This window comes from Kluyvera sp. Awk 3 (assembly GCF_028069715.1).
GTDB lineage: Bacteria > Pseudomonadota > Gammaproteobacteria > Enterobacterales > Enterobacteriaceae > Kluyvera > Kluyvera georgiana_A.
Map to the genome: position 1 here is coordinate 65,139 of NZ_JANEWH010000006.1, position 7,191 is coordinate 72,329.

Below are 7,191 nucleotides of genomic sequence, written 5' to 3' on the forward strand. Positions count from 1 at the left end.
GGGCGTTGAAACGAGTCCGCTTAGCCCATTGCGCTTTCGCGCAGGCGAGCCTTCAGCTTATTGTACTCATCAATCACATACTGCTCGGCGGCACGCTGGTCGGCAATCGGCTCAACGTTAACGGCGCAGTACTTATACTCAGGCGTTTTGGTAATCGGGCTTAAGTTCTCGGTTACCAGCTCATTACAGGCCCCAATCCACCACTGGTAGGTCATGTAAATCGCGCCCTTGTTCGGACGATCGCTGACCGCCGCGCGGGTGATGATGCGACCTTTGCGGGAGTTAACCCACACCAGCGCTTCATCTTCGATACCTAAACGCGCCGCATCGGCGGTGTTGATCTGGGCATAGCCCGGTTCATCCGCCAGCGCCGCCAGCGCCGCACAGTTGCCGGTCATCGAACGGCAAGAGTAGTGGCCGACTTCACGCACCGTAGAGAGCACCATCGGATACTCGTCGGTGAGTTTGTCGATTGGCGCTACCCAGTCGCAGGTAAAGAACTGCGCCAGGCCGTTCGGGGTGTCGAACTTCTCTTTGAAGAGATAGGTCGTGCCCTGGTCGGCATCGGAGGTATCGCGGCAAGGCCACTGGATAAAGCCCAGTTCGCCCATTTTCTCGTAGGTGGCACCGTAGAAGTCCGGGCACAGATGACGCAACTCGTCCCAGATTTCCTGGGTGTTGTTGTAGTGCATCGGATAGCCCATACGGGTAGCGATTTCACTGATAATCTGCCAGTCCGTTTTCAGGTCCCACTTCGGTTCTACCGCTTTAAAGAAGCGCTGGAAGCCACGGTCCGCCGCGGTAAAGACGCCTTCATGCTCGCCCCATGACGTAGACGGTAAAATCACATCCGCCGCCGCCGCGGTTTTGGTCATAAAGATATCCTGGACGATAACCAGTTCCAGATCTTCGAACCCTTTGCGCACCGCAGAGAGTTCAGCATCGGTCTGTAACGGGTCTTCACCCATGATGTACGCCGCGCGCACTTCGCCATGCGCCGCACGGTGCGGCAGCTCGCTGATGCGATAGCCGGTGTGCGCAGGCAGGCTGTCCACGCCCCAGGCCTTGGCGAATTTCTCACGGTTAGCCGGATCTTTCACGTACTGATAGCCCGGATAGGTATCCGGCAGCGCGCCCATGTCGCAGGCGCCCTGAACGTTGTTCTGGCCGCGAACCGGGTTAACGCCCACGCTTGGCTTACCGAGATTGCCGGTCAGCATCGCGAGGCTGGTCAGTGAACGTACGGTTTCCACGCCCTGATAGAACTGGGTCACACCCATGCCCCACAGGATGGCCGCGCTTTTCGCACTGGCGTACATGCGTGCGCACTGACGAATTTCCTGCGCGCTGACGCCGGTGATGTCTTCGACAGACTCTGGCGTGTAGCCTTCAACAATTTTGCGGTACTCTTCAAACCCTTCGGTACGGCTGGCGACAAACGCCTGGTCGTACAGGTTTTCTTCAATAATGACATGGCCCATGGCGTTGAGCAGCGCGATATTCGAGCCGTTTTTCAACGCGATATGCATGTCAGCAATGCGCGCGGTTTCAATTTTGCGCGGATCGCAAACGATGATTTTCGCCCCTTTACGTTTGGCGTTAATCACGTGATTCGCCACGATAGGGTGGGAATCTGCCGGGTTGTACCCGAAGATAAAGACTAAGTCAGTGTCATCAATTTCGTTGATGCCGTTACTCATTGCGCCGTTACCGACCGATTGGTGCAGACCTGCAACCGAAGGGCCGTGTCAGACACGAGCGCAGCAGTCGACGTTATTGGTACCAATAACGGCGCGCGCGAATTTTTGCATGACGTAGTTAGTTTCGTTACCCGTCCCGCGTGAGGAACCGGTAGTCTGAATGGCATCCGGGCCGTATTTCACTTTGATCGCGCTCAGGCGATCGGCCACGTAATTCAGCGCTTCGTCCCAGGAGACGGATTCCAGCTTGCCGCCACGCTGGCGACGAATCATTGGGGTTTTCAGACGTGGCGTCAGGATCTGGGTATCGTTAATAAAATCCCAGCCGTAATAGCCTTTCAGACACAGGGTTCCCTGGTTGGTTTTCCCCTGAGCCGCCTCCGCCCGGACGATTTTTCCGTTATCGACCACCAGGTTGATTTTGCAACCTGATGCGCAATACGGGCAAACCGTGACGACTTTTTTCATCGGTCTCGCTCCAGTTAATCAAATCGCGCATACGCGCTGTCGCCCTCAGTATGCATCTTTTATGCCACTTTTTTATTGTGGGCATTCCCTGATATTACGGGTGATTTTTGGTCAAAACCCTGACGAAAAACAGGCTGTCGTCATATTTGACGTGTCGAAAGAAAAAGCCGCGTGACGTTCATCACGCGGCGAGCTGGCGTGGCGTCGACGCTACTGCGGCTTGGCCGGGCTGCTTTGATAGCCGCCGCCGAGGGATTTAATCAGCTGGAGGCTCTGAATCACCCGCTGGGTGTCGAGCATCAGCAGCGACATTTGCTCGGCGAGTACCGGCAGGCGCGCTTCGGTAGCCTGTAACCGACTGCCAAGACCGCGGTTAAAGGCGGCTTCGGCGGCGCTTTGACCATAGCGCATCGCCTCGACGCGCTCTGCTTGCATCTGCCGTTCATCGCTCAGCGTTTGCAGGCGCGTACCGCCGATCGCTACGTCGCGCACCGCGTTGAGCACCGACTGGTTGTAGCGCTCAATCAGCATGTTGCTGCTGGCGCGCGTGTTTTGCAGGTTGGCGTTCAGGCGACCGCCGTCGAACAGCGGCAGGCGCAGGCCGGGGATGAAGTTAATTTGCCGACTGGTCCCCTTGAACAGATCGTCGATATGAATGGCGTCGAGGCCAAAGAACATTTTGATATCGAAGCTCGGATAGAACAGCGCTCGCGCCGCGTCGACCTGGTTGAGCGATGCCTGCACGTACCAGCGCATGGCCTGAAGGTCCGGGCGACGGGCGAGCAGATCGTAGGAGAGCGTAGCGGGAACGCCCGCTTGCACCTGCGGCAGTGCCACGGGCTTAATCTCCGGTAACCCGTCGGCACCCGCGCCCATCAACGCGCGCAGCGATTCGCGAGTTTCTTTGATTTGCCCTTTGGTGGCCGCAATTTGTTTCTCTACCGCCAGGATCTGCGCCCGTGCGCCGTGGTACGGCACTTTGGCTTCCAGGCCCTGCGCGACTTTGCTCTGATGCGCCTGCACCGCGTAGTCAATGACGCTGCGGGTTTGCTCCAGCAGGTCGAGCATCTGATAGCTGGCCTGAATGCTGTAATACAGCTGCGCGACGGCGACGGAGAGCGACAATTCTACCGCCGCGGTTTCTGCGAGGCTGGCGTTCTGCGCGCCAATGGCCGCTGAAACGGCGGAGCGGTGCGCGCCCCACAGGTCGGGATCAAACCCGGCAACTAAGCCGACGGTGGCTTCCGTGTAGTACGGACCATCCATCCCCAGCCGCGGGGCGTCCAGCGCGTAGGGGCCAAGGAAGCCATTGGCGGAGGCGCGCTGGCGGTTAATCATGCCTAAGGCTGCCATTTGCAGCTGTGAACCGGCTTCCAGCAGGTCGGCCTGCGCTTGCGCTTTGTCTTCACGCAGCTTTGCCTCGGCCAGCGTATGCGAACCGGCGAGCGTCTTATCAATCAGCGCTGTGAGCTGCGGATCGTTAAACTGCCGCCACCACTGCGCCTGTGGCCAGCCCTGGCTCGCCAGATGGATATCATCGGCCAGCTTGATTTGCTCTGGCTGAAGCTGCGCATGCGGGGCGGAATCTTTACGGATTAAAGCGCAGCCGGAGAGCGCCGTGGCGCCGGTAAGCAGGCCGCATAGCAATAAACGAGAAAAGTGACGGGTCATTGTGATAGGGCTCCTTGCGCCTGTTTCCCGGCGAGCGTTGGTGCCGGACGAGTCCAGTCGGGTAAACGGGCTATCTGCTGCATCACGCGTTGCGCCTGTTCGGATGAGGTAGATGATGTATCGATGTCGGAAGACGGTGGCGTACTGGTGCCCGTAGCCAGGCTCGCCGCATAGTGCTCCAGCGCGTCCGCCAGACGCGGGTCTGGAGCCGGCGCGTTGTCCCAGGCATAGAGAATTTTACGTCCCTGGCGAATAACGCTTCGGCTATGGTTTAGCAACTGCAGACGCGTTTCGTCGGGCAATTGACGTTCCAGCGCCACGCGATCGCACATTTCCTCACAGCTATTGAGAGCCGCATGGCAGCCAATGCGCAACTGTAGCCAACTGCGCTGAGTGGTGGGATCCTGCTGTGGGACGCGCAGCATTTTGCTGAGCATACCTAATGCCGTCGACAGTTTTTTGGGTAGCGCGCCAGCTTCGCTTTCCGGCCAGATAAAGGTGTAGATCACCGCCGAAACGGCGGTGCCGACCAGAATACCGACCGCGCGATCGCGGATCTCAACCAGATCGTAAACCGGGCCAAAAACGTTCTCGAGGGTGGCTAAGGCGAAGGTGACGATTATCTGGGTGCCGATGTAGGACGACCGTTCGGAGCCGGTGGCAATCCACGAGGCAATCAGCAGTATTGGCGCCAACAGGCACAGCAGTTCTACGATATTGTCCAGCCACGGCATGATGAATATCGTCACCAGCAGTGCCAGCACCGCGCCGCACAGCGCCCCGCCAAAGCGCAGCGCCATTTTCTGATATGACGAACCGATGCTGGGGTTGGCGACAATAATGCAGGTGAGCATGCAGGTATGGATGCCTTCCCAATCGACGCCGGAATAGAAGACATAGCAAATCATACAGGCCAATAACGTTTTCAGCGCATAGCGAATGTGGGCGGGGTTGCTGAATGCGTCAGCCGCCATCGACGGCTCTTTAGCCGAGGGGGGCGCTGGCGTGTCAGGATCCAGACGACCCAGTTCAAGAAGCTGGTGACAAACGTTTTCCAGCCCACACTCGCGCGCGGCTTTGCGTTCTTCTGCGCTTAATACCCAGCGACTTTGCCAGACTTCACCCTGCGAGATGGCCTGCTGCAGCGCAGTGATTTCGCCGCTCAGTTTTTGCATTAGCGCTGGATGCTGTTCCGCCGCATCACCGTGAAAGCGGTTGAGCGTGCTGTACAGATAGGTCACAGTCGCGACGCAGCTTTGCCACCAGGCGCTACGTTTTCGCCATTCAGCGTCATCGGCCATACAGAACACGTTGAGCTTTTGCAGCGCCAGCGCTTCTCGCTCAACGTACTTTTCCGCCAGCGGCGCTGCGCCCGCCGTCAGATGACGGAGCGCATCGGCAAGCCTGGCATGCAGCGCTTCGCGCATCTGGTTTCCGGCGCGGCTCGGAAACCAGAGGACTCCCAGCAGAACCATCAGCAACGTGGGATAGAGACCGACCACAATGCACCATAGCGTCAGCCGCACGACGATCTCAGGATAGTCAAGCATGCCGGGGAAAGTCTGGCCATATACCGCGATAATGGCGACGGCGAAAAATAGCAGCCCCAACTTGTGGGTGCGCATCATAAACATGCTGCCCAGCAGCACCAGACTGGCGACGATCATGCGGATCAAGGGGTAGCTGTACGCCCATTTGTAGATCAAAAACAGGCTGGCGATTTCCATGACGGTAGCCACGACGAACAGGATCGCCACAAATTTGGTGTAAAACGCGTTGGACTGCACGCCGTAAAACAGCACCGCCAGCGAGATCGCCAGAAATGGGATCTGGAAGGTCATTGAGATCAGCACGACCAGCAGGCAGCCTGTCCACAGCTGGATCGTTTGCGGCAACCGCCCTGGCCGCCGCTCGCTGAGCTCTTCATGGAAAAATGCCAGCAGCCTGACCAGCGGCAGAGGCAGATAATGGAATATATTCATTATTGCGGCTCAAGGCTGGCAACCGCCGATGCGCCGATGCGAAACAGCTCCGCATCCGGTTTATCGACCATGATTTTGACCGGAAAACGCTGGGCTACGCGTACCCAGTTGATTGAACGGGAGACGCGAGGCAGCCCGCCCAGCACGATGCCGCCGTCGTCCGGCAGCACGCCGAAGCCAATGGAGTCGACTTTGCCGCTGAAGGTTTTACCGCTGTCGCTCATCAGGCGTAGCGTTGCTGGCGTACCGGCGTGAATGTTTTTCAGCTCGGTTTCGCGGAAGTTGGCGATTACGTACCAGTGGCGCGTGTCGATCAGGGTGAAAATGGGCTTCATTGCGGAGGCGAACTGGCCGATGGACGTTTTCAGCGACACCACGCGGCCATCAAACGGCGCGCGTACCGTCGCCATTTCAAGATGCAGTTTGGTTAACGCAATATCGGCTTGGACGGCAACGCGCTGGGCGACCAGCGCATCCACGCCGCTGACCGCGCTGGCGGCTTGCTGTGCCTGTAGCAACACCGCATTGAGGTCAGCTTCGCTGGCACGCTGCGCCGTTCTGGCGCGGTCAACATCTTCGGCGGAGACAAAACCCTGCGCTAACAGCGGTTCGGTGCGCTTAAGTGTATCACTGGCCTGTTTGGCGGCAGCGCGGGCTTTACTCACCGTCGCCTCGACGGAGCTGGCGGCAAATTTCTGCGCATCCACGCTGCGTTGAGTCAGCATGATCTGTTTATCCAGCGCCGCTAGCGAGGCTTCCGCTTTGGCCAGGCTGGCTTCATAAGGGCGAGGGTCGATGCGGAACAGCAGGTCGCCCTGTTTCACCTGTTGGTTATCAACCACCGCCAGTTCCACAATTCGCCCGCTGACTTCCGGAACTACGTCGATCGTGTCGGCGGAAACGTAGGCATCGTCGGTAGCCGGTTTGCTATCGACCCGCCAGATGACGAAAATCAGGACGACCAGTGCAAGCAGGGCTAACAGCAGGGCCGGAAGTTTATTGCGTGGAGCTTTTTTCAGCGAGCTTTCCATGAGCGCATCTCAACGTAAATTAGAAAAAAACCAGCCAGAACAGCATGGAGTAGAGGACAAAAAGGGCGGTGTAGATAACCGCAGGAAATGCCAGCGTTGAACCTGTTTTGCTGACGATAACTCGCCGGGTGATCAGGGTGAGAATAACGCCGGCTAAAACACAGAACAGCCAGTCAGGGTAATAAGCGCCAATAACGGGAATGGATGGTGACAATGAACACCCTGTTAATAAGAGAGCTGAACCGAGACCACTTATTCCTTTTAGCCTCGTCACGACGCGGGACTTTGCTGTTTGCATAATGAAATACGATCCTGTGTATATCGAATAATATTTTGAGT

The 7,191-nt window shown here is 57.8% G+C and carries 5 protein-coding genes; all 5 read right to left on the minus strand.

What is annotated here, in order from left to right; genetic code table 11:
* Positions 1-20: 20 nt before the first annotated feature.
* The 5 genes from fdhF to NNN71_RS02955 all read right to left on the minus strand — a co-directional run bounded on the left by fdhF (position 21) and on the right by NNN71_RS02955 (position 7,150).
* Positions 21-2,168 carry a formate dehydrogenase subunit alpha gene (gene fdhF, locus NNN71_RS02935; protein ID WP_271457836.1) on the minus strand — a complete coding sequence of 716 codons (2,148 nt, stop codon included), beginning with the start codon at positions 2,166-2,168 and terminating at the stop codon, positions 21-23.
* A 210-nt stretch (positions 2,169-2,378) separates the two neighbouring features.
* Positions 2,379-3,839, minus strand: a complete 1,461-nt coding sequence (locus NNN71_RS02940) for an MdtP family multidrug efflux transporter outer membrane subunit (RefSeq protein ID WP_271457837.1) — start codon at positions 3,837-3,839, stop codon at positions 2,379-2,381.
* On the minus strand, positions 3,836-5,821 hold the full coding sequence (gene mdtO, locus NNN71_RS02945; RefSeq protein ID WP_271457838.1) for a multidrug efflux transporter permease subunit MdtO: 1,986 nt from the start codon (positions 5,819-5,821) through the stop codon (positions 3,836-3,838). The genes NNN71_RS02940 and mdtO overlap by 4 nt, the downstream gene beginning before the upstream one ends.
* Complete coding sequence (gene mdtN / locus NNN71_RS02950) at positions 5,821-6,852, minus strand: multidrug transporter subunit MdtN (RefSeq protein WP_163447517.1); 1,032 nt, start codon at positions 6,850-6,852, stop codon at positions 5,821-5,823. The genes mdtO and mdtN overlap by 1 nt, the downstream gene beginning before the upstream one ends.
* Before the next feature lie 19 nt (positions 6,853-6,871).
* Positions 6,872-7,150 (minus strand): YtcA family lipoprotein, encoded by a 279-nt coding sequence (locus NNN71_RS02955; RefSeq protein ID WP_271457840.1) that lies wholly within the window; start codon positions 7,148-7,150, stop codon positions 6,872-6,874.
* Positions 7,151-7,191: the final 41 nt, after the last annotated feature.